At 43.9% G+C, this 19,493-nt stretch carries 20 protein-coding genes; 4 read left to right on the top strand and 16 right to left on the bottom strand.

Translation table 11 applies throughout. From position 1 onward, the window contains the following. The first annotated feature begins 12 nt into the window (after nucleotides 1-12). Nucleotides 13-960, top strand: a complete 948-nt coding sequence (locus OCU48_RS04915; protein WP_141347064.1) for a ChaN family lipoprotein — start codon at nucleotides 13-15, stop codon at nucleotides 958-960. Here OCU48_RS04915 and OCU48_RS04910 read toward each other — a convergent pair whose 3' ends face one another. Further along, the gene (locus tag OCU48_RS04910) at nucleotides 961-1,401 is read right to left on the bottom strand and encodes a YcgN family cysteine cluster protein (protein WP_017032457.1); all 441 of its coding nucleotides are present in this window, start codon (nucleotides 1,399-1,401) and stop codon (nucleotides 961-963) included. A gap of 179 nt (nucleotides 1,402-1,580) precedes the next feature. On the opposite strand from OCU48_RS04910, the gene OCU48_RS04905 reads away from it, so the two are divergent. Continuing rightward, nucleotides 1,581-1,832: a YkgJ family cysteine cluster protein gene (locus OCU48_RS04905; RefSeq protein ID WP_141347063.1), complete on the top strand. Its 252-nt coding sequence runs from the start codon at nucleotides 1,581-1,583 to the stop codon at nucleotides 1,830-1,832. A 107-nt stretch (nucleotides 1,833-1,939) separates the two neighbouring features. Beyond that, nucleotides 1,940-2,623 (top strand): aquaporin Z, encoded by a 684-nt coding sequence (aqpZ, locus tag OCU48_RS04900; RefSeq protein ID WP_141347062.1) that lies wholly within the window; start codon nucleotides 1,940-1,942, stop codon nucleotides 2,621-2,623. A gap of 66 nt (nucleotides 2,624-2,689) precedes the next feature. Here the strand turns inward: aqpZ and recR are convergent, their stop codons facing one another. From recR to OCU48_RS04870, 6 genes are all read right to left on the bottom strand, one after another. After that, nucleotides 2,690-3,289 (bottom strand): recombination mediator RecR, encoded by a 600-nt coding sequence (gene recR / locus OCU48_RS04895; protein ID WP_141347061.1) that lies wholly within the window; start codon nucleotides 3,287-3,289, stop codon nucleotides 2,690-2,692. A 16-nt stretch (nucleotides 3,290-3,305) separates the two neighbouring features. Continuing rightward, nucleotides 3,306-3,635 (bottom strand): YbaB/EbfC family nucleoid-associated protein, encoded by a 330-nt coding sequence (locus OCU48_RS04890; protein WP_017027817.1) that lies wholly within the window; start codon nucleotides 3,633-3,635, stop codon nucleotides 3,306-3,308. A 71-nt stretch (nucleotides 3,636-3,706) separates the two neighbouring features. Then, nucleotides 3,707-5,845 carry a DNA polymerase III subunit gamma/tau gene (gene dnaX, locus OCU48_RS04885; protein ID WP_141347060.1) on the bottom strand — a complete coding sequence of 713 codons (2,139 nt, stop codon included), beginning with the start codon at nucleotides 5,843-5,845 and terminating at the stop codon, nucleotides 3,707-3,709. A 25-nt stretch (nucleotides 5,846-5,870) separates the two neighbouring features. After that, complete coding sequence (gene apt / locus OCU48_RS04880) at nucleotides 5,871-6,416, bottom strand: adenine phosphoribosyltransferase (protein ID WP_141347059.1); 546 nt, start codon at nucleotides 6,414-6,416, stop codon at nucleotides 5,871-5,873. Between the two features lie 280 nt (nucleotides 6,417-6,696). Beyond that, the gene (locus tag OCU48_RS04875) at nucleotides 6,697-7,104 is read right to left on the bottom strand and encodes a YbaN family protein (RefSeq protein WP_244312382.1); all 408 of its coding nucleotides are present in this window, start codon (nucleotides 7,102-7,104) and stop codon (nucleotides 6,697-6,699) included. Between the two features lie 60 nt (nucleotides 7,105-7,164). Continuing rightward, complete coding sequence (locus OCU48_RS04870) at nucleotides 7,165-8,226, bottom strand: response regulator (RefSeq protein ID WP_244312381.1); 1,062 nt, start codon at nucleotides 8,224-8,226, stop codon at nucleotides 7,165-7,167. Nucleotides 8,227-8,446: 220 nt separating this feature from the next. On the opposite strand from OCU48_RS04870, the gene OCU48_RS04865 reads away from it, so the two are divergent. Continuing rightward, complete coding sequence (locus OCU48_RS04865; RefSeq protein ID WP_167496233.1) at nucleotides 8,447-9,322, top strand: LysR family transcriptional regulator; 876 nt, start codon at nucleotides 8,447-8,449, stop codon at nucleotides 9,320-9,322. Between the two features lie 103 nt (nucleotides 9,323-9,425). On the opposite strand, the gene purF is transcribed toward OCU48_RS04865, so the two are convergent. The 9 genes from purF to OCU48_RS04820 form a co-directional block, all read right to left on the bottom strand. Next, entirely contained in the window at nucleotides 9,426-10,943 is a 1,518-nt protein-coding gene (gene purF / locus OCU48_RS04860) for an amidophosphoribosyltransferase (RefSeq protein WP_141347056.1), read from the bottom strand. A gap of 31 nt (nucleotides 10,944-10,974) precedes the next feature. Next, on the bottom strand, nucleotides 10,975-11,466 hold the full coding sequence (locus OCU48_RS04855; RefSeq protein ID WP_141347055.1) for a CvpA family protein: 492 nt from the start codon (nucleotides 11,464-11,466) through the stop codon (nucleotides 10,975-10,977). A 63-nt stretch (nucleotides 11,467-11,529) separates the two neighbouring features. Continuing rightward, complete coding sequence (locus OCU48_RS04850) at nucleotides 11,530-12,120, bottom strand: SPOR domain-containing protein (protein ID WP_141347054.1); 591 nt, start codon at nucleotides 12,118-12,120, stop codon at nucleotides 11,530-11,532. Then, the gene (gene folC, locus OCU48_RS04845; RefSeq protein ID WP_141347053.1) at nucleotides 12,110-13,384 is read right to left on the bottom strand and encodes a bifunctional tetrahydrofolate synthase/dihydrofolate synthase; all 1,275 of its coding nucleotides are present in this window, start codon (nucleotides 13,382-13,384) and stop codon (nucleotides 12,110-12,112) included. The genes OCU48_RS04850 and folC overlap by 11 nt, the downstream gene beginning before the upstream one ends. A 43-nt stretch (nucleotides 13,385-13,427) precedes the next feature. Next, nucleotides 13,428-14,351, bottom strand: coding sequence for an acetyl-CoA carboxylase, carboxyltransferase subunit beta (accD, locus tag OCU48_RS04840; protein ID WP_141347052.1), 924 nt, complete (start codon nucleotides 14,349-14,351; stop codon nucleotides 13,428-13,430). A gap of 168 nt (nucleotides 14,352-14,519) precedes the next feature. Next, nucleotides 14,520-15,311, bottom strand: coding sequence for a tRNA pseudouridine(38-40) synthase TruA (truA, locus tag OCU48_RS04835; RefSeq protein WP_141347051.1), 792 nt, complete (start codon nucleotides 15,309-15,311; stop codon nucleotides 14,520-14,522). A gap of 67 nt (nucleotides 15,312-15,378) precedes the next feature. Then, nucleotides 15,379-17,067 (bottom strand): FimV/HubP family polar landmark protein, encoded by a 1,689-nt coding sequence (locus OCU48_RS04830; protein ID WP_244312379.1) that lies wholly within the window; start codon nucleotides 17,065-17,067, stop codon nucleotides 15,379-15,381. 215 nt (nucleotides 17,068-17,282) lie between these two features. Further along, complete coding sequence (locus tag OCU48_RS04825; RefSeq protein WP_141347050.1) at nucleotides 17,283-18,296, bottom strand: aspartate-semialdehyde dehydrogenase; 1,014 nt, start codon at nucleotides 18,294-18,296, stop codon at nucleotides 17,283-17,285. Further along, entirely contained in the window at nucleotides 18,293-19,426 is a 1,134-nt protein-coding gene (locus OCU48_RS04820; RefSeq protein WP_141347049.1) for a 4-phosphoerythronate dehydrogenase, read from the bottom strand. Before OCU48_RS04820 ends, OCU48_RS04825 begins: the two co-directional genes overlap by 4 nt. Nucleotides 19,427-19,493 lie beyond the last annotated feature (67 nt).

Here is a 19,493-nt window from a genome sequence, read left to right as displayed (position 1 = left end):
AGGAGAGCAGACATGTATGGATACAAACACACCTTAGTTTTGCTCTCTTGTTTTCTTTGCTCACCAACAGGTGCCAAAGAGTTACACTCTCCCGTCACTACATTTTTCGACTATCAACTCTATGAAATATCATCCAATCCAGTCACCTTATCTGCTCTCCCTTCACAGATATTAAACGCTGATGTGATCCTCGTAGGTGAGTGGCATTCGCACTCTGCTGTGCATCGATTTCAGTCAGATCTTTATCAACTTTTACTCGATAAAAATGAAAACGTAGCGCTATCTATGGAACAGTTCAGTCGACCTTCGCAGTCGACGCTAAACCAGTATTTAAATAAAGAGATTGGTGAATTGGCATTAGTTGCTCACGCTAATGCTTGGCCCAATTACACCAGTGACTATCGACCTATTGTCGAACAAGCAAAAGCGGCTAAAATGCCAGTGATTGCGGCAAATGCGCCAAGGGATATAGTACGCTGCATTGGTAAGGTGGGGCCTGACTATCTAAAACAGCTCAATAGTGAAGAACGCAAGTTTGTCGCAGCACAGTTAGATACTTCAGAAAGACCTTACAAGGCTAGGTTTGTCGAAATGATGGAAGGTATAGATAAGGACGTCGTAGAAAAAATGTACGCGGCTCAAGTTTCATGGGATGAGACCATGGCGGAAAGTATTGTAATGCACATTCAAAACAATCCCGATCACCAAGTGATGCATACTGCTGGGAAATTTCATGTCGAGAATGGAATGGGCATCGCCCATTCGCTTAATAAGAGAATGCCAGATCTTAAAATTGCGTTAATAACCCCAGTCACTGAAGTCTCAAACATTTCAGGTCAAAGTCTCTTCCCAGAGTACCAACTATTGGTTTTACCTCTGCCTGAACAGGTTGTTACAGGAACTCTTGATCACGGGACATCTACACATCCGCAATCGGATTCAGCGACAGATTGTAAGTAGTTACTTTCTGTTTGGGTGATTGAGAATGTGGTCTTCCCAATCCACCACGTCAATCTCATACACTACTTTGTTTCGAACACTTTCACCCGCTGCGTGCATCGCCGATTTTGAGCCAGTGATCAGCGGATGCCATTCTGGCAGATCTTTGTTTTCAGATAATAAGCGATAAGCGCAGGTTTCTGGTAACCAGTGAAATTCGTGAATCTTATCACGCGTCAGTTTCAAGCACTCTTCACCTGATTCAAAACGGTTAGCATAGTCTTTGCAGCTACAAGTTTTGCTATTTAACCAACTACACGCCACGTTGGTGTAATAGACTTCATCGCTGTCTTCATCCATTAATTTGTGTAAGCAACATTTACCACAACCATCACATAGAGCTTCCCACTCTTGCTCACTCATCTGCTCTAGTGTTTTTGTTTGCCAAAATGGAGAAGTCATCTTAAATCTTACCGTCATTAACTGGGAGGCGTTTTATACCTATTCATCGTTTAAAATACAAGCAAAAGCGATAATCAAGCACTTACATGAATACTTTTCATCCGAGTACAGAAACTTCTTTCATTCTTAGTCAAACTGTTGATAATCCCTTTTTCTGTTTTCTTCAAAGGCTAAATTGTATGGAATGTCGTCTTTATTGCGGTGCCTGTTGTATAGCCCCAAGCATATCTAGCAGCTTTCCACTGCATCCCAACGGTAAAAATGCTGGTGAGCGCTGTAAACAATTGACCGAAGACAACCTATGCAAGCTTTTTGGCAAAAAAGAACGCCCTGAGGTTTGTCATGGCTTTAAGGCGGCAGAATGGGTATGTGGCGAAACCCGAGAACAAGCGCTATTCATTCTTAATGATCTAGAAAGTTGTACTGTATAAGATCGCTTATATCAGAGTTCTTAATTTGGCATCCTCATTTAATTTTCCACACTTCGTAAAAACCGACTACATTTATTAAGAATCAAACACTTATAGAAGGGATTCTTATGAATAAGTACTTTGCCGAACTGATTGGCACATTTTGGTTGGTATTCGGGGGCTGCGGTAGTGCAGTACTGGCTGCTGGTATTCCAGACTTAGGCATCGGATTTGCCGGCGTTGCTTTGGCCTTCGGTCTTACTGTCGTTACTATGGCTTATGCTATTGGTCATATCTCAGGCTGTCATCTAAACCCAGCGATTACGATTGGTCTTTGGGCCGGTGGTCGTCATGAAGCTAAGGAAGTGGTCCCGTACATCATTGCACAAGTTATTGGCGGTATTATTGCCGGTGGTGTGTTGTATGTTATTGCGACGGGTAAAGCAGGTGCTGAAATTGGTGGATTCGCTACCAATGGTTACGGCGAACACTCACCTATGGGCTATGGATTGACAGCAGCATTAGTGACTGAGATCGTTCTTACCGCCGTTTTCCTATTTGTGATCATGGGAGCTACCGATAGTAGAGCACCAGCCGGTTTTGCACCGCTAGCTATCGGTCTATGTTTGACACTCATTCACTTAATCAGTATCCCGGTGACTAATACATCTGTAAACCCAGCGCGAAGTACAGGGGTTGCCGTGTTTGTAGGAGATGCTGCCATCAGTCAATTATGGTTATTTTGGGTAGCGCCAATTATTGGCGGTATTATAGGTGCCGTTGTCTATAAAACGGTTGCTGGCAAGGAATAACTGAAACTAGAAAAATATAAAAAAGGCCGCTCAGTCTAAACTGAGCGGCCTTTTTGCATCTTGCCATTAAAGCTTGTGTCGTCCTAAAAGAGAGTGGGACAAAGTAGTGCCATCCACTAGATCTAGCTCCCCCCCCACAGGCACACCATGAGCGATTCTAGACGCATTAACTTGGTGGATATGACAGAGCTCAGCTATGTACTGAGCCGTAGCTTCACCCTCAACCGTTGGATTGGTCGCCAATATCACTTCTGTGATTTCGCCATCCTGAAGCCTAAAGTCGAGTTTATCAAGCCCGATGTCACTAGGACCAATTCCATCAAGTGGAGATAGATGCCCCATCAATACGAAATAAAGTCCTGAATACTGACCTGTTGCCTCTACGGCCGCAATATCAGCTGGACTTTCAACAACACATATTTGACCTGTTTGCTGCCTTTTCGGATTACTGCAGATATGACAAACATCGTTTTCAGTAAACGTACGACATTCATCACAATGACCCACCTCAGTCATCGCCTGACTAAGGGCATCTGCTAGCTTAACGCCACCGCTTCTATCTCGCTGCAATAAATGAAAGGCCATACGCTGTGCCGACTTGGGACCCACCCCAGGTAGACAACGTAAGGCCTCCATCAACTGCTCCAGCATGTTACTGGTACGCATTGATTAGTTCTGTTTCTTAGAACGGCATTTTCATGCCTGGTGGTAGTTGCATACCGCCAGTCACAGAAGCCATTTTTTCTTTTTGAGTCTCTTCAACACGACGAGCTGCATCGTTAAATGCTGCTGCAATCAGGTCTTCAAGCATTTCTTTGTCGTCTTCCATCAAGCTCTCATCGATGTCAACGCGACGCACATTATGGCTACCAGTGATAGTCACTTTTACTAGGCCAGCACCAGACTCGCCAGTCACTTCCATTTGTGCAATCTCTTCTTGAAGCTTCGCCATACGATCTTGCATTTGCTGGGCTTGCTTCATTAGGTTGCCCATACCGCCTTTTCCAAACATTCTGAATCTCTCTTTGATATCGGTATTGATAATTACTAGTGAAATGGGGATTACTCTAGCCCATTTCAACCCTATATTGGACGAACACTCTCTCTATCCAGTTCCGCTGAAAAACGGGCCTCAATAAACTTGATATGTTCATCATTTTCTAAACTGTTAAACGCTTGCTCAAGCTTTCCTTGGTACAAAGTTTCACGTAGCTCTAATGGTGTTTGACCTTGCTCATCGACCTGTACCGTAATTTCTTGATGTTGCCCTGTCACCTCAAAAAGCGCCTGCATTAGTTCAGTGCGAGATTTCTCTCCATCAAGATGCTGTTGGCTCGGTCTTAAATGCAAGACAATACTGCCTTCGTTCTCATCATAATGGGAGTTTAAGGCTAACTGCTCGACTAGCTTAGCGGTCTTCAGTTTTGCTATCAAAGCGCTCCAACTATCCTGTGCTACCGATTCATCAACCAGTTTTGAAACCATTTCAGGTGTCTTCTCATGCTCCAAAGCTTTTTTCAGCAATGCTGGTGTTAAGCCTGGTTTTTTTGCTTTAGGTTGAGAAGATTCTGATGCCTGCCATTGATATGGCGACCCACTGGTATCGACTTTTTCCTGCAGCACCGACTCTGAAGGCCTCTTTGGCGGGTGTTTTTGAGTCACTCGCTGAAGTACGCTCTCTTTTTTGCCTGTCTGTGCTGCTTCACCCTTTTTTGAGCGTTCACCTTGTACTGAGGTTTTGCTCTGTCGCTTAGAGCGAAGTTGGTGACGAAGCCCCACCAGTGGGCTCTTAACCGAAACCTGTGGTTCATTAGTTGTGTCATCACTAACAGACTCAACAATTTGAGTCGTGTTAACAACATCTTGAGGCGAATGAGCAGGTGCCTCATACCCAGAGTGTGCCGGAGGCACATCAACCATAGGAGGTTGCTCTGCAGAAACCGTAGCTTGCGGTGGGGGTTCGACAGAGAGAGATTTAGGTGAAACAGGTTTAGCTGCTTTCTGCTCTAAGATCTTCTTCGCTTGTTGAACCGGTGACGGTCTTTCAGAAACAGGAACGGCATCCACTACAGGCAAGGACTGCGTTGCTTCACCAACACCATTGCTTTGTGTGGATATCGTATTGGCAGCCGGTTTGTCCGCTGGACTAAAGGCAAGCATTCGCAGCAAGGTCATTTCCGCCCCTGCACGCTCAGTTGGAGCCATAGAAAGCTCGCCACGGCCTTTTAGAGCAATTTGGTAGTAAAGCTGAACCTCTTGTGGCGATAATTGCTCAGCAAGATGTTGAACTCGCTCTGCGTCCATATGACCCGTATCTAAAGTCGCAGGAAGAGCTTGATACATGGCGATGCGGTGCAATTGCATCGACACATCTTGTAGCAAACCGTCCCAATCAACGCCATTGCTAGCAAGTTGATTTAATGCCTCTAGGCTTTGCGATGCCTGCTTGTGAACGATTGCATCAATCAGATATAACGCTTGTTCACTATCTAGAGTACCTAGCATTCGCGACACTTGTTCTATCACTACATTACCATTACCTAGAGCGATAGCTTGATCAGCAAGACTTAATGCATCACGCATACTGCCATCTGCAGCATGAGCAATCATGCCCAATGCACGATCTTCTCTGGCAATATTTTCTTGCTCTAGAACGTGCTCTAACTGCTGATGAATATCATCAACAGTAATAGGTTTAAGGTGAAATTGAAGACATCGGGATAGAATCGTCACTGGCAGTTTTTGTGGATCTGTTGTCGCCAACAGAAACTTCACATACTCAGGTGGCTCTTCTAGAGTTTTAAGTAGCGCGTTAAAGCTATGCTTTGACAGCATATGTACTTCATCTATCAGGTAAACCTTAAAGCGACCTCTCGCCGGCTTATATTGAACGTTATCCAATAGATCGCGAGTGTCTTCAACTTTAGTTCTAGACGCCGCATCGATCTCTAGAAGGTCAACAAAGCGCCCTTGATCAATCTCGACGCAGCTTTGGCATTTTCCGCAGGGTGTCGAAGTAATACCAGTTTCACAGTTTAACCCTTTGGCTAATAAGCGACCAATCGTCGTTTTACCTACACCGCGAGTACCACTAAACAAATAGGCATGGTGCAAGCGATTTTGGTCTAGCGCATTCTCCAACGCAGTCAAGACATGCTCTTGCCCTACGACTTCTTTAAATCGCTTTGGACGCCATTTACGTGCTAACGCTAAATAACTCATTAATTATCCTGATAGATGAGACGAATTAGTGACCGTCAAACTCACATAAGCTAAACACTTCGATGCCCATTTTTTCAATACGTTTATCACCACCAATCTCTGGTAGATTGATAACAAAGGCTGCGTGTTCAACGATGCCACCAAGTTGACGAATCAGCTTAGTTGTCGCTTCAATTGTGCCACCTGTTGCAAGCAGATCATCAACCACAAGTACCTTATCGCCTTCAGTGATCGCATCAGTGTGAATTTCCAGCACATCTGTACCGTATTCCAACTCATACGATTGGGAGATAGTATTACGAGGTAGCTTACCGGGTTTGCGCACAGGAACAAAACCAACTCCCAATTCAAGCGCTAGAGGAGCACCAAATAAAAACCCGCGAGCCTCAGTGCCCACTACTTTGGTAAAACCCATGCCTTGGTAACGTTCGATAAGCATTTCAATCGTAGCTTGATACGCTTTTGCATCTTCCATCAAACTTGTTACGTCACGAAACAAAATACCTGGTTTTGGGTAGTCTTGAATGCTTTTGATACTTGCTTTGACCAGTGCTTGCTTTTCAATATTCATAGTTAATTCTTACAGTTTAATTCAGCTCCTAACCATAATTATTTACCCTGGGTTCATATTACTACCACACTGATTAGAGCGCGTAGATTGGCCTAAATCAATATGGTGAACTGACATAAATTTGCGTATGGGTTAGGTGCGATTGATATCCATCTAAGTAGAGTATAACCAGAGCCCTCTGACCATAGTAATTAGATTGATATAAGTGGACGATATGGTAGTGATTTTATCAATATTGAGCAAGCCACACTTTGGCATGCTTCAAGTTTTCGCTCTTGAATTACTCGGCTGGCTCTGGAAGACGACTTAACCATAAAAGTAAAATCGCCATTATTACCACCAACAGTAATCTAACCCAATTAATAGGAGCTAGAGTAATGGACAAAGCGAAGCTAAACAAAATGAGCCAATATGCTTTGCGTTTAACCGAGCGCTTGATGCCACGAGTATATTGCCAGTCTTTGATGATGGGACCAAAGGTTGGATGAGAGAGGAGTTTTTTATTTAGACGTGGAGAGCTTCTCATAAAACAGGCGCTGGCGAGTAACACAAAAGGAGTCGTGGGCAGCAGTGGCAACACAACGCCTAATAGCCCTAATACAAGGCACACTACTCCCAGAGAAATTAGCATCCATCTTTTTATCGGATTTTGAGAGTTAGCCAATTCTGCAAAGCCTTGTCCAAACATAAGTCTTCAAAGAGAATATCTGAACTTGGCCAAAAAAAGAAGTTGAAGCTGAATTTACGACTAAGTCGCTTTGCTCTCTATAACGATTTGACAATTAGCGTCGACTATACCGGAAAGCTTCAGACTATTTTTACCTGTTGTGGCAAGAACAAACTGCTCCTGATGCAACACCTTATCACCACCTAAGCTCTCTTGATTTTCGAGTGTATGGTTCACATTCGAACTACTCCAAGAGCCATCAATGCCTGCGCTGATCACCTTAAATTCACGATTTGAAAAATCGGCAAGACCTACGAGCGCGTTGATAGGTTCTCCACAATCAGCGTAACGAATGGCTTTCTCGAGGTTATTCACTAAGTCTTGAATATGGAAAACCTGCGATTCTTGGCTACGGATATAGTCGTTAAACAAAGCCCTGACCAGCAGTGTAGTCGACACCCCATACTGCTGCGCCGAATCAGAATCAAGAACGTAAAATAGAAACTGTCCGTTCATGCTCCATGCGTAATCATAGACAATAGGCATGGACTCAGAACTCTGCAAAACTCGGAAATGACAGTTCCATACCCCTTGGCTTGTTTTCTGTTCCGGTACCAGAGCCTGTAGCACGTCACGTGATATATCAGGATGATTGTCCAAATACTCTAAATGCCAATGCAATTCTTGGTCTTCTGGTAGTTCACCTTGAGGGTTTAGCTGAAACCATTGGCTAGTAAAATCTCTCGCTCCCAGTGCTGAATCTTTCGCTTCTTTAAGGGTACTCTCGACAGTAGAGAGAAGATGAGTAGGATTGAGAATTGGCTTGGTAACGAAGTCCTTGATACCAAATTTCAATGCCTTTGCCACCACAGACATTTTTTCTGTACCGGAAATGACAATTAAAGGAAGAGATGGATATTGCTGGCTAACCTCTTCTACAAATTCCATTCCATTGAGCAATGGCATTTCAATATCGCAAATTACTAGGTCGGGAACATGATTCTCAAGATGCTGTAGTCCCTCAAGACCATTATCCGCTTCAAACACGCGATAGTTCTGGGTCTCAAGTAGTGAACGAACTAAATTTCTAAACACGACATCATCATCCAATATAAGAACGTCTGCTGCATTTTTTTGATTCATTGGCAGCTCCACTAAGGTACTCTCTTGGTGCACTTCATACTCTTTAAGTCTACTTCAATTGCTATAACCTTAGATGTCCGTTTTAATAATCACAAAGATAAATGACTTATTTTGACGACAAATTGTAAAAACTGTTTGATAATAAAGACTAAATCACCTGACCCGAAAGGGTTGTTTCCCCCATTGAAAGTGAGCGCATATCTCGATCATGAAAGATACTATGAAACTTGATGACCTCAATCTGTTCCGCAAAGTCGTGGAGCATGGAAGCTATACAGCCACATCACGAGCAACTCGCATTCCCGTTGCGACGATTACTCGAAGAATACAAGCGTTAGAGGACGCTATCGATTTACGACTGCTGAACAGACACGCTCGCAAATTAACGCTAACAGAAGCCGGACAACGTTTCTATGAGCAGTGTGGTCCCCTTCTCAAACAAATATCTAGCGCCGCTGTTGAGCTAGGTGAAGAGTGTCGCGGTGCGGCAGGTCGCTTAAGAGTTTCCTCTCCAGCTAACCTGACCAAGCGTATGCTGATGCCATTACTTGAAGGGTTCATGGACACCTATCCTGATATCCAGATTGACCTTAGCATGACCAACCGCGCTGATGAACTTGACCCTACAGAGTGGGACATGATCTTCAGGGTAGGGCCTCAGCGAGATTCCAACCTTATTGCTCGTAAACTTACCGAAGTTAAAGACATTCTGGTTGCAAGCCCTGACTACCTAAAAAGCAACACTGCCTCACTGCAACATGCAGAAGACCTTGCTGATCATTCTCTACTGAAAGGGTTACCTCTTACACATTGGTCACTGCTTAATACTCACGGCGAAACCGTGGTGAACAAAGCCAAAGGGCGACTAGAAGCTACTGACTTAAATGTAGTTAGGCACGCCTGTTCTGCCGGTTCTGGTATTGCTTTGATCCCTAATGTAATGGTCAATCATCACATCGAAAGTGGCGGCTTAGTCCAAGTGTTACCAGAGTGGGCTGCAAACCCGCGTGACATCTTTATGCTGTATAACCATAAAGACCATATTCCTGAGAAAACACGACTATTGATCGACTACATCAGAGATTACTTCAATTAATAGTAATCACAGTGCGTAAAAGCCATGTGATTCATATTAAATAGTATAAAAAAAGGCCCAGCATCATGCTGGGCCTTACTGTTTGGATTGTATCAAAGGAGCATTACGCGCCTTCGTTATACATCTCTAGGTTTGCTAAATCTTGAGCAATATTTTGCTCTGTTTTTGCATCGTCAGAGCGTAGAGAATCAAGGAAGTCTAAATACTCTTGATCAACATCACCGGTAACGTACTGGCCACTGAAGACAGAGGTCTCAAACGTTTTAATATCAGGGTTGCCCTCGCCCACTGCAGAAACAAGATCTTCTAATGATTGGAACATCAAACCATCAGCGCCAATAAGCTTAGAAATCTCGTCTACTTCACGGCCGTGAGCAATCAACTCATTCGCACTTGGCATATCAATGCCGTATACATTCGGGAAGCGTACTTCTGGTGCAGCTGAAACGATGTAAACCTTGTTTGCACCTGAATCACGAGCCATTTCTATAATCTGCTCTGATGTAGTACCGCGAACGATAGAGTCATCAACAAGCAGTACATTCTTACCTTTAAATTCAGAGCGAATCGCATTCAGCTTACGACGTACTGATTTCTTACGTTGCTGCTGACCAGGCATGATGAAGGTACGACCTACATAGCGGTTTTTAACAAAACCTTGACGGTAAGGCTTGTCAATAATATGAGCAATCTGTAGAGCAATATCACAAGAAGTTTCAGGTATAGGGATAACCACATCGATATCCAAATCATCCCATTCACGCTTAATTTTCTCACCCAGTTTGTTACCCATTTCAACGCGAGCACTGTATACAGATACCTTGTCAATGAATGAATCAGGACGAGCAAAATAAACGAACTCAAAGATACAAGGGTTTAATTGTGGATTCTCAGCACACTGTTTAGTGTGCAGTTGCCCATCAAAAGTGACGTATACCGCTTCACCTGGTGCTACATCACGCATGAAATCAAAACCTACAGCATCTAATGCTACAGACTCAGATGCCACCATGTATTCTGTGCCACCTTCGACCTCACGCTTACCAAGACATAAAGGACGAATACCGTTTGGATCGCGAAATGCAACCATACCATGACCAATGATCATTGCAGTTACTGCATACGCACCGCGAATGGTTTGATGAACACGTTCAACCGCATCAAACACATCTTTCTCTGTAATGTTGAACGTCTTAGTCATATCAATGTTATGAGCCAGTACATTCAGCAAAACTTCAGAATCAGATGTTGTATTTACATGGCGGCGATCTTGTTCGAAAAGCTTCTGACGAACATCAGCAGCATTAGTTAGGTTGCCGTTATGAGCCAACGTGATACCAAATGGAGAATTCACGTAAAAAGGCTGTGCTTCAGACGCACTTGAACTACCTGCAGTAGGGTAACGAACGTGTCCGATACCTACCGAGCCTTGTAAGCGTTGCATGTGTTTTGCTTCAAACACATCCTTAACTAGGCCGTTTGCCTTACGCAGACGAAAACGATTGCTATCTATGGTAATAATACCCGCAGCATCTTGTCCACGATGCTGCAAAACCGTAAGCGCATCATAAATCGATTGATTAACAGGAGTTGTGCCTACAATTCCAACAATACCACACATGTCTAAACCCTCAGTATTGGCCAGTTAAGCTTTATATCACGCCGGATAAAAAGCTAGACGTTTCTTTAAGATGTTCGAAAAACGGTGCGATCAGACGACTGAACTCTGGAATCAATTGCGATTGGCGCCACCAGTCGGAATTCGACAAACTGGTGAATGCATCCATAAAAAACAGTACTGCTGCAACGATTAACACGCCGCGCAAAGTACCAAACACGATCCCAAGCACTCGGTCTGTACCCGACAGACCTGTCTTTTGGACTAACTGCCCTATGGTGTAGTTAATGACTGCACCAACAACAAGTGTTGCAATAAACAGAGCGCCAACAGCAGCTCCGTTTCGGACCATGTCATCTTGGATGTTTGTAAAGTACACCGCTAATCTAGTGTAGTACTGGCTGGCAATAAAAAAGGCGCCAAACCAAATCACTAAAGAGAGCGCTTCTTTAACAAAACCTCGAACCAAACTGATCAGCGCAGAGATGCCGATCACACCTAAAATAGTAAAATCTATCCAATTCATGAGCTTTACTTCCTCATGCTGGCGCGCATTCTAACAGAAAAATGCGCGACGCAAACGTTTTCTTTATGGTTTTAGTGGCTTAAATGTCTGAATCTGCCCAGAAGCGCCTGTGATCTTTTTCAATTCAGGCAGTTGCGATTCTAACTTGGAACGTGATACATCTGGACCGACTATTACACGGTAAAAGTCATTGGCCTTGACGACACTCGCTCGATAACCACGCTTCTTAAGATCATTAACTAAACCTTCAGCATTCTCAGAACTGCGCACCGCCACCAACTGAATAATCCAACCACTGTCTTGGTAATTGTTGCGTTCTTCTACCTTGCGCTCTTTCACCTCAACCACTTCCGGTTTTGGTTTCTCTTGTGGTTTAGGCGTAGTTTTTGGCTTAACTTCTGCAACGGCAATCGGCTCAGAGCTTTCATGAATGATCTCTTCAACAGGCTCTGGTGGTAGCGAAATGTCTTCTTCTACAGGATCTAAGATCTCAAACGACTCTACTTCTGATTCAAGTTGAGGTTTGATAGGAATCGCAACAAACTCTTCCTTGTAGTGAAGCTTCTCACCGTCTAAAACGTCAGGAAGTACGATCACCCCAACGGCAACGAGTACTATGGTACCGACTAAGCGACTTTGAAATTTACTCGCCATTGTTTCTCCTTGTTTGCCAGTGTTCCAACACGGCCCCTACGGTAAAAAATGATCCTAATACAACGACAATGTCGTCTTTTCCTGCATCATTCATCGCTTGCTCAAACGCTTCAACAGGATTTTTAAACCCAACGGTGCCTTTATCGAGATATTGACAAAGTTCAGTAGCTGAAGCCGCCCTAGGCCCTTCTAACGAAGCTGGATACCAATGCTGCATGCAACCTGAAAGCGCGTTAAGGGTAGCTGCGACATCTTTATCATGAAGCATCCCAACGACCGCTCTTATTTTTTGTTCTGGATAGCGCTGCTGCAATTGAGCAACAAGGTATTCAGCGGAATGAGGGTTATGGGCAACATCTAGAATCACCGTTGGCTTTTGAGAAAGGAGCTGCATTCTTCCTGTAAGCTTGGCATTCTTTAGACCATTAACGATATTGACATCCGTTAGGTCTAAATCCGATACTCCTAACGCCATCAGTGCAGTAGCTGCATTCGCCAATGGAAGATTCGGTTTTGGTAAATCGGTAACATCAAAGCTACCAGACTGCCAGTGCCACAATTCACCGTCTTCTCTATAAGAATATTGATATTCAACTTGATAAAGAGTCGCGTCAATATCATCAGCATGCGCGGCAACGGTCATTGGTGCGTTAGGTTGACCACAAATTGCAGGTTTGCCCGCTCTAAAGATCCCCGCTTTTTCAAAGCCAATAACATTAATGTCGTCACCGAGCCAATCAACATGATCCACCGCTAGACTAGTAATGATACTGACATCGTGATCCACGATATTTGTTGCATCTAGACGACCGCCAAGACCAACTTCTAAAAGTACGACGTCTACTTTTTTCTGCTGAAATATGTGCAGTGCTGCCAAGGTCGCGTATTCAAAAAAGCTGAGACTAATGTCGCCCCTTAATTTTTCGATAACATCAAAAGCGGCAACGTGATAGTCGTCAGAAAGCTCTTCGCCATTGATACGAACCCGCTCATTATATCGGATAAGATGTGGAGAGCTATACACGCCTACGCTATATCCAGCGTCAAGCAATATGGCTTCCATAATGGCACACGTTGAACCCTTGCCATTGGTTCCGGCAACGGTAATAACTTTAGGAGCAGGCTTAGTCAGACTAGGCGTCGCTTTCTGAGCTACTTGAGATACGCGCTCAAGACCTAGATCTATCGCACTGGTATGAATGGACTGTAAATAATCAAGCCACACCGTTAGGGATGATGTGGCTTGTGGGATATGTGAACTCATCTATCTATATAACGCTAATTACTGTCAGATAATGAGTACTGTACTATTTTTCTGGGGCTACGGGTACTTCGTATTCAGCCTCTTTTGAGTCTTCGTTAACAGAATACACTAAAGGTGATGAATGGTTAGTCAACTTAGCCAATAAGCCCCCTACTTTTTGACGCATTTCACGACGATCAACGATCATGTCAATACCGCCGTGCTCAAGTAGGAACTCACTCGTTTGAAAGCCTTCAGGTAAGTCTTCACGAACGGTTTGTTCGATAACACGACGGCCAGCAAAACCAATAACAGCACGAGGCTCACCAATATTGATATCGCCTAGCATTGCAAAACTTGCTGATACGCCACCCATAGTTGGGTCAGTCATAACAGAAATGAACGGTAAACCTTTCTTTGAAAGTCGTTCTAGTGCTGCGCTGGTTTTTGCCATTTGCATTAGAGACATTAACGCCTCTTGCATGCGAGCGCCGCCACTTGCAGAGAAACAGACCATACCACAGTTATTTTCAATTGCAGCGTCTACAGCACGCACAAAGCGTGCACCCACAACCGACCCCATAGAGCCACCCATGAATTTAAATTCCATAGCACACGCCACAACAGGCATGCCATGGATAGCACCTTTGATCGCGATCAGCGCATCTTTCTCGCCACTGCTCTTTTGGTAAGTAGTGATACGATCTTTATAGCGCTTAGTATCTTTAAACTTCAGCTTATCTTGAGGCTCTAGCTCAGCACCTAGCTCTTCACGGCCATCTGCATCTAGAAAACTGTCTAAACGATTACGTGCAGAGATGCGCATGTGATGATCACACTTAGGGCAAACCTCTAAGTTACGCTGTAGCTCTGCTTGATATAAAACTTGCTCACAAGAGGTACATTTCGTCCATACACCTTCAGGAACATTCGCCTTGCGAGACGTTGAAATACTGCTTTTGTTGAAAATCTTCTCAAGCCAACTCATGAAAGACCTTTTTCATTAAGCTCTCGCCGCCACGGCAAGAGGTTGATAATTTGCAAGGATTAAACCATAGATCTACTCTAGTGTAGATAAAAAACTGGTTGTACCTATCCTTTAAACCTTAATTATTACAGCAAAATGACGTCAAAGTGACGCTATATTTGCGTTTCATCACAATTCTTCGGGTAAAAACAGCGGTCCCATAGGCAATTCTGGAATAGCGAATTCCTCTGGATAGTCCACTTTTACCAAATATAATCCATGAGCTTTCGCTGTTGCACCTGCTAATGAACGATTTTTCTGGGCTAATAACCACTCAATCCATTCAATCGGTTGCTCATTTCGACCTACCACCAGCAAGCTACCCACAATATTTCGTACCATATGATGAACAAAGGCATTCGCCTTGATATCGACAACGATATAGTGGTTATGACGAGTTACGTTAATGTGCATCATATTACGAAACGGGCTATGAGACTGACAGTGTGCTGCTCGAAATGATGTAAAGTCATTCTCTCCTAGCAAGAACTGAGCAGCTTGATGCATTTTATCGACATCAAGATCACCATGATAATGGCTAACCCCTTTTGCTAGGATTGCTGGGCGTAAAGCATGATTATAGATAACGTAGCGATAGCGTCTTGCTGTCGCACTGAATCGTGCGTGGAAGTCATCAGAAACTTCAGTAGCCCAACGTACTGCAATATCCCCTGGCATATTAGCATTAACGCCCATTTGCCAAGCCAACATCTTACGAGAAGCGGTAGTCTCAAAATGCACCACTTGTCCAGTGCCGTGCACACCAGCATCCGTACGACCTGCGCATTGAACCTCTACTGGGTGATTCGCCACAATGGAAAGCGCTTTCTCTAAACGTTCTTGTACAGAATCAAAGTCATTCTGTCTCTGCCAACCATAATATTTTGCACCATCGTATTCGATGCCTAGGGCGATTCTCATCAGTCACAATCCAGTTGAAATTTGGGGCGGGCATTATAAACGATGCACGTTAACGTAACAAATTTCATTAGGAGCGAATAGACTCCAGCAACTGCTGAGCGCGTTGTTTCTCCTCTTGAGTCCCCTTCTCCAGCACTCCGTTCAACAACTTGTTGGCATGGTTTAAATCATTCATTTGAATGTAAACCGTCGCCAGATCAAGCTGACTCGCTATCTCACCATCTAGGTCTACATCTTTGAGCTCTACCTTGCCTATAACGTCTGGAAACTCATCAAGTCCAACTCTAAGGTCTAATTCTTCTTCATCTGGATTGATTGCGGGCTCCGCATCTCCCTCAGCGATCACTTCATCTATCGTCTTATAAGGGCTGTGAGGCTCCTTATCTGTTGATGATTCAGCCTCAATAGGTTGCGCCGCTACCTCTTCAGTAGGGTCAATCTCTTGTGAGCTAGTCTCTAACGATGCTTTAAGCAACGGTTCTTCATCGACAACCTTGGACTCAGACATCGCCTCAGCCTCGTCTTCTGCTAAGAGTTCTAGCGCTTCTTTTCTCGCATCAGCTAACGCCTCTTTCTCTCCATATTCAGGCAGGTCTTCATCATGAACGATCTCTGCTGGTTCTACTTCTGATGATGAGATCTCTTTAGCGTTCGTTTCCACAAATTCATCACTTTCAAGCTCGGGTTTATCCGCTAGAATTTTATCCAGCTCATGCTCAAACTCTTTGTCCAACGGGTTTACTGTGCCTTGCTGAGATTCATTCTGTGTAGACCTCACATCCGCTGCTGGCTCTTGTTTCGCCTCAACAGGTTCAGCATTTTCAATCTCTGGCTCATCATCATCTCGAGTCACAGGCGCTGGATTTAGTGCTTTAAGTGGTGACGGTTCTTGGCCAATCTGAGGAACGGGTTTTATAGAAAGCGTGAGCCTAATGATCAACAACATGATCAAAGCGGTGACTGCTGCCGACAGAGCAACAATAACCCAAACATTAGTGAGTAGACTTGTACTGTCTTGGCTAATGACAGTGCCTGATGTATTACGTTGATCAATAAGCATTTTTTCGACATTAAGTCTGCGTTCAGACTCTAGGTCTAGTTGGCCTTTTAGCTCCACTACATCGGTGCGAATGGTGCCGATAGCTTTCAGTAGATCCTGATTATTTTGTTGCAGGGAACTAAACTCACTTTGCGAAGACTGTAATTGTCGTTGCAGAAACTCTATTTGCTTTTGCTGGATTTCTCGAGCACCAAGATCTTCAACCTTGATCTGTGTAGGAGCATCTTTACTTGCAACTTTGGCAAGATAGCTCGCTTTACGCTCGTGAATTTTGAATAAACGAACAGCCTCAGCGACGCTCTGCTTTTCGACCACTGCATCCGTTGGGATCGTGATAGTGCTACCAGGCTTCAGCAAATGAATATTTCTGTCTTCAAAGGCGGTAGGGTTCTCTTTATAGATAGCTAATACCATCTTATAGACAGATTGCTCCTCGCTACTTCTCACGGTTTGACCAATGGACCACAAGGTCTCTTCTATAGCGGTTGGGCCATAAGTTCTTTGTGTGGAAAGTCTATTTTGATCGCGATTAAGCGTCGTGCCATCAAGGTTATCTGGGACAATATAGGTAGGAACCGCTTGTAGTTTTCCACTTGGTCCAACAAGTCGAATTTCTTCAGCATGCGAAGCAACAGAAAATAGAAGACAAACAATTACAGTAAGGGTACGACGATACAATTCCATTTGAGAGCGCAACTAGATTTACCTTAGGCGATGAATACTTCTAATTTGCTAAAATTTGCAACAAAAGACAACAACAGCATGCCAATTTACGTTAAAAATGTGTTGCAAATACCGCTAATGGTTAATCATTGAACTTTCTTTTGCTGAAAACGAAAAAACCAGAGATGAACGGGTCAACTCTGGCTTTATAAAATCAACTAGCACTATTTAATAATAGTTGTCACCGATTAGAAGTAATCGCGAATTAACAACTCTGCAATTTGTACTGCGTTAGTTGCGGCACCTTTACGGACGTTATCAGCAACAACCCACAAGTTAAGACCGCTTTGATGACTAATATCATTGCGTACACGTCCCACCATAACATGGTCTTTGCCACCAGCATCACGCACCTGAGTTGGGTAGTCTTCCCCTTGGAAAACCTCAATACCTTCAGCTTGCTCAAACAACTCGATAGCATGTGCAGCATCAATAGGAGCGCGAGTTTCAACATGAACCGCTTCAGCGTGGCCATAGAAAACAGGAACACGAACACAGGTTGGGTTTACCATAATTGAAGGGTCGTTAAAGATTTTCTGCGTTTCCCAAACCATCTTCATTTCTTCTTTGGTGTAACCGTTATCCATAAACTTATCAATCTGAGGAATACAGTTAAACGCAATTTGCTGAGAAAACGCTTCAGGTTCAGCTGGAAGACCGTTGAGTAACTTCGCTGTTTGCCCTGCTAATTCATCAATGCCTGCTTTTCCCGCGCCAGCAACTGACTGGTAAGTCGATACGTTGATGCGCTCGATTCCTACTTCATCATGAATTGGCTTTAAAGCCACTAGCATTTGGATGGTAGAACAATTTGGGTTTGCAATGATGTTGCGGTTACGAAATTCTGCAATCGCCTCAGGGTTAACCTCAGGAACAACAAGAGGGATATCATAGTCGTATCTAAACTGCGAAGTATTATCGATAACCACTACCCCTTCATCTGCTGCAACAGGGGCCCAACGTGCCGATAGTTCGCCACCCGCTGAAAATAGAGCGATGTGTACTTGAGACCAATCGAATTCTTCAACGTTTTGTACTTCGATGCTCTTACCGTTAAAGCGATAGCTCTTACCCTTACTACGCTCACTGGCCAGTAAATGCAGATCTCCTACTGGAAAATCTCTCTCTTTAAGCACTTCTAGTAGTGTTTCACCCACAGCACCAGTCGCGCCTAAAATAGCCACATTAAATTTTTGACTCATTTACTTACCTCTACCTTAAAACCTAGTTCTTGCAAGGGTTGCAGATTACAAGACGCATCACCAGTTAACGTCACCGCGCCATACTCTCGGCGGTCCCAATACTCTTTACGCATTTGGTCAAATGCACCCGTTTTACCAATCTTTCGGCGAAACAAGGCATCGTCTTTGCGCACATCATAAATCAATTGTGTGATGTTGTGCAGTGTTGCTTCATCCCAAGCGCGAGATAAGTGCATTTTAGGTACTGGCGCTATTGGCAAAAGATCCGCAGCATTGGCAGAAAACGGGCTCTCAATGAGCTGGCAAAAAGAGTTAAAAATCATGGTAGTGCCACGGGCTTTACCCTCTAAGCCATATCCTGCAACATGTGGCGTTGCAAAAGCCAGTAGTGGTAGAAGCTCAAGATCGACTTCCGGCTCAAACTCAAAGACATCCAGAACTGCGGTGAATCCATCATTGCGCTGCAGTCTCTGTTTTAATGCAGAATTATCGACAATCGGACCACGAGCCGCGTTAATCAAAATTTGATCCGCACGCATTTTATGCAAGCGATCAGAGCTAATTAGGTGATGCGTAGGATAATCGCCATCACGAGTAATAGGCGTATGTAAAGAAATCACATCGCTTTGCTCTATTAACTCATCTAAATCAGTAAACGGACGAGTGTCACCCTCAGCCTTTTTCAATGGGTCGTTGAGCAGTACCTTAATACCTATGCCTGTCAGGCACTTCGCTAAATAGCTACCTACTTGCCCAGCACCTATAATGCCTACCGTTTTATCAAAAATTGAGAAGCCTTGTTGCTGAGCAAGTACCATCAATGATGAAATCACATACTCTGCTACTCCAACTTTGTTGCAACCCGGCGCATGAGTGTAAGCGACTCCTTTTGCTTTAAGAGCATTTTCGTCAAGGTGATCATGGCCTGCCGTTGCAGTACCCACAAACTTAAGCTTATTGGCTTTCGCGAGCAACTCACTGTTCACTTTAGTGACTGAGCGAATCATCAAAGCATCAATATCTACTAGATCATCGGCGTTAATCGAACGTCCAGATAACGCAATAACCTCACCTAACTGACCAAATAACTCTTTGGCATAAGGCATATTTTCATCAATTACAATTTTCATTTGCAGGCTTCACAGTAATTTGCAGGACTATAGATTAATAATAAAAAGCCCGACAAGCAAAACTTGT

The sequence above is a fragment of the Vibrio inusitatus genome (assembly GCA_024346935.1).
Lineage (GTDB): Bacteria > Pseudomonadota > Gammaproteobacteria > Enterobacterales > Vibrionaceae > Vibrio > Vibrio inusitatus.
The sequence above is the reverse complement of the archived record's forward strand: the minus strand, read 5'-3'. Positions and strand labels throughout refer to the sequence as shown.